Annotated in this window: 4 protein-coding genes and 2 pseudogenes; 4 read left to right on the top strand and 2 right to left on the bottom strand. The window is 69.2% G+C overall.

Annotation, left to right across the window (positions count from 1 at the left end):
- Together RTU05_RS17475 and RTU05_RS17470 are read right to left on the bottom strand one after the other, a co-directional pair.
- A pseudogene (locus tag RTU05_RS17475) lies at positions 1-398 on the bottom strand (SPOR domain-containing protein); the annotation flags it as partial.
- Between the two features lie 76 nt (positions 399-474).
- The gene (locus RTU05_RS17470) at positions 475-1,665 is read right to left on the bottom strand and encodes a deoxyguanosinetriphosphate triphosphohydrolase (protein WP_312599576.1); all 1,191 of its coding nucleotides are present in this window, start codon (positions 1,663-1,665) and stop codon (positions 475-477) included.
- Positions 1,666-1,807: 142 nt separating this feature from the next.
- Here RTU05_RS17470 and erpA point away from each other — a divergent pair, with 142 nt between their 5' ends.
- The 4 genes and pseudogenes from erpA to RTU05_RS17450 form a co-directional block, all read left to right on the top strand.
- Positions 1,808-2,125: an iron-sulfur cluster insertion protein ErpA gene (erpA, locus tag RTU05_RS17465; protein ID WP_312599577.1), complete on the top strand. Its 318-nt coding sequence runs from the start codon at positions 1,808-1,810 to the stop codon at positions 2,123-2,125.
- Between the two features lie 99 nt (positions 2,126-2,224).
- A complete protein-coding gene (locus tag RTU05_RS17460; RefSeq protein ID WP_312599575.1) occupies positions 2,225-2,530 on the top strand; it encodes a metalloregulator ArsR/SmtB family transcription factor in 306 nt (101 codons plus the stop codon).
- Positions 2,527-3,207, top strand: a complete 681-nt coding sequence (locus RTU05_RS17455; RefSeq protein WP_312599574.1) for an SdpI family protein — start codon at positions 2,527-2,529, stop codon at positions 3,205-3,207. The genes RTU05_RS17460 and RTU05_RS17455 overlap by 4 nt, the downstream gene beginning before the upstream one ends.
- A gap of 22 nt (positions 3,208-3,229) precedes the next feature.
- Positions 3,230-3,514, top strand: a pseudogene (locus RTU05_RS17450) (alpha/beta hydrolase); the annotation flags it as partial.

The following is a 3,514-nucleotide window of genomic DNA, read 5'->3' as shown; positions in this document are numbered from 1 at the left end:
GCCGGGCGCGGCTGGGGCGTTTCGGGCGGCGGGGTGAAGGTCACGGGCGCGTCCGTCGTCTCCGTCTCGTCGCGATAGACGCGCACGCCGGCGGCCGGGTCGATGGGCTGGGCGTCGATAGGCGCAGGCGTCTTCATCTCGCCCACGGGCTGGCCCACCGCCGGCGGCGCGTCGGTCGAGGCGCGCATCCCGGAACGATAGAAGAAGATCACCGCCACGATCAGCAGCAGCAGGACCACCGCGCTGACGATCAACGTCACCGGCGGCGCCTTGCCCCCGCCCGAACCGACATTGCGGCCGCTGCGCGGATCATAGGAGTTGCGGCGGAAGGGCAGGTCGTCGTCGGTGGGAGGCGTATAGGCGCCCCGGCCCGGCTTGTTGTCGTCTTCGAATGACATGGTCGCGCTCCGCCGTCTGTCCGGCGCGAATCGGGCGCCGAACGTTCACTTTACGCCCCCGCGTCCGTCTTTCGAATCACAGATCGAGCGCCAGGTCGAGGCTGAACAATTTCTGGTGGACTTCTATCGCATAGCGGTCGGTCATGCCGGCGATATAGTCGCAGACGGCGCGCGCCCGCTGGGTCCGGTCGTCGGTCATCGCCGGCGCCCCCCATTCCGGGGGCATCACCTCCGGCTCGGCCATGAACAGTTCGAACAACTGCGACAGCACCCGCCGCGCCTGGCTGCGCGTGCGGTTGACGCGGTAATGGCGATACATCCGCTCGAACAGGAACTTCCTCAGAATCGCCAGATCGGCGTGCATCCCGGCCGAGAAGTCCACCATCGTCCGCCTGGCGACGCGCACGTCCTCGGTCGTGACGATCCGGTCCTGCGCCAGCCGGGCCTGCGTCTCGGCCAGCACATCCTCGACCATCACCCCGATCATGCGCCGCACGGCCTCGATCCGCAGCATCCGCTCGTCGATTTCGGGCCAGTCGCGCCGCGCCTCGGCCAGCATCGGCCCGATCAGCGGCACCTGGGCCAGGTCCGCCAGGGTGAACAGCCCCGCCTGCACCCCGTCGTCCACGTCGTGGTTGTTGTAGGCGATGTCGTCGGCGATGGCGGCGCACTGGGCCTCCAACGAGGCGAAGGTGTCCAGCCGCAGGTCCCAGCCCGCCTCGCCCCCGGCCGCATAGGGCCGCACCACCGACCAGGCTGGCTCCTCCAGCCGGTGCGACACCGGGCCGTTGTGCTTGATGACCCCTTCGACCGTCTCCCAGCTCAGGTTCAGCCCGTCGAACTGCGGATAGCGGTTCTCCAGCGCGGTCACAACGCGGAAACTCTGGACGTTGTGGTCGAAGCCGCCATAGCCGGCCATCTGCACCACCAGCTCGTCCTCCCCCGCATGGGCGAAGGGCGGATGGCCCAGGTCGTGGGCCAGGGCGATGGTCTCGGCCAGATCGTCGTCCAGCCTCAGCGCATGGGCCAGCGACCGCGCGATCTGGGCCACTTCCAGCGAATGGGTCAGGCGGGTGCGGTAATGGTCGCCCTCGTGCGCCACGAAGACCTGGGTCTTCTCCTTCAGCCGACGAAACGCCGTCGCATGGATGATCCGGTCCCGGTCGCGCGCAAAGGCGGTGCGCGTGCGGCTGGGCGGCTCGAAGAAGCGGCGCCCCTTGGTCTGGCTGGCCCGTTCGGCGTAGGTGGCGAGTTCGATCTGGCTCAAGTCATCAACTTTGAGGCTGGTTTGATGCGGGCGGCCCTTTGCGAACGCCCTTGCGCGCCTCATATAGACAGCCGTGAGCACCGTCCAATCCACAGAACCGTCCACACCCGCCTTCACCGTCGCCGCGCGCGCGCCGGAGGGCATCGTTCTGGCCGCCAGCGCCGCCAGGCGTCTGGCGAAACTGGGCGCGGCCGAGGGGCGCACGCTGATGCTGCGCGTCGCGGTCGACGGCGGCGGCTGCTCGGGCTTTCAGTATCGGTTCGAACTGGTCGAGACGGCCCAGGACGACGACCTGCGCGTCGAATGCGACGGCCAGGCCGCCTTGGTCGATCCCGTCTCGGTCCCCTTCCTGAAGAACGCCGAGATCGCCTTCATCGACGAACTGGCCGGCGCCCAGTTCGTCGTCAGAAACCCCAACGCCGCCTCCAGCTGCGGCTGCGGCGTCAGCTTCTCGATCTAACCAGACACCACCCCTCCCCTCCTCGTCATCCTGAAAAGTCTCCATCGACCGCCGATCCATCACTTGCATTTAGCCAACTTCCTAATTAGGAATACGCCTATGAACACCCTGTTGAAGGCCCTGGCCCATCCCGTCCGCCGCCGCATCGTCGCCATGCTGCGCGCCGGTCCTCTGGCTTCCGGCGACATCGCCGCCGCCTTCGACATGAGCTGGCCCACCATCACCGGCCACCTGAACGCCCTGAAGGAGGCCGGCCTGGTCAGCCCCGAACGCGACGGCCAGACCATCCGCTATCGCCTGGAGATTTCCGCCGTCGAGGAGGCCATGGCCTTCCTGATGGACATCGCCGGAACCGGCCAGGCCGCCAGCCCCCTGCCTCACGCCGCCAAGGCGCCGCGCCGATGACGCGCCGTCTGTCGCCGCTGGACCATCTGACGGTTGCTGTCTTCGTCGTCCAGGCGGGGTTCGCCGCCTATGTCGCGCTGCTAGGGCCGACCACGCCGATCCCGCTGCATTGGAACGGCGACTGGCAGGTCGACCGCTGGGGAAGCCGCGTCGAGTTCGCCACCGCCCTGGGCGGCATGACGCTGATTGGCTTCATCGCCGCCGCCGGCCTGGGCCTTGCCGCCCTGCAAGCCGAGGCGACCGGCGACGCCGCCCGTCGCCGTTCGATGCGGATCGGCCAGGGTGTCGCCCTGTTCATCTTCGCCGCCATCGGCCTGTCGATGAGCTGGGCGGGGCTGGGCCAGACCACGGCCGAGACCGGCCCGGCCGTTATGATGGGCGGCCTCTCGCTGATCCTTCTGGTCACGGGCGCCTTCCTCGGTCGGGTCGCGCCCAATCCGCTGGTCGGGGTCCGTACGCCATGGAGCTACAAGAGCCGCCTGGCCTGGGACCGCTCCAATCGCCTGGCCGGGCGTCTGTTCTGCCTTTTGGGTCTGGCCGGCCTGATCGGCGCCCCCTGGCTCAGCCAGCCAGCCGGGACCTACGCCCTGATCGGCGGGGCGCTGATCAGCGCCGCGCTCTCGACCTTCGAAAGCTGGCGCGTCTGGCGCGCCGATCCGAACCGCCAACGCTTCTGACCCGCCCGCAAGGAGACCGCTCATGTTCACCCTCGCCGCCGCCTCCGCCCTCGCCTCTCTGACCGGCCCTGTCGCCACCGAGGTCGTCCTTCCGTCCCAGCCCGCCCCGCTGCACGGAACCCTGCTGACCCCACCCGGCGCCTCGGCCGTGGCGGTCATCCTGCCCGGTTCCGGTCCGACGGATCGCGATGGAAACAGCCCGCTCGGCGTCGCGGCCTCGACCTATCGCCTGCTGGCCGAGGGGCTGGCGGACCAGGGCGTCGCCACCCTGCGCATCGACAAACGCGGCGTCGCCGCCAGCGCCGCC

Source organism: Brevundimonas sp. (genome assembly GCF_032017145.1).
Lineage (GTDB): Bacteria > Pseudomonadota > Alphaproteobacteria > Caulobacterales > Caulobacteraceae > Brevundimonas.
The sequence above is the reverse complement of the archived record's forward strand: the minus strand, read 5'-3'. Positions and strand labels throughout refer to the sequence as shown.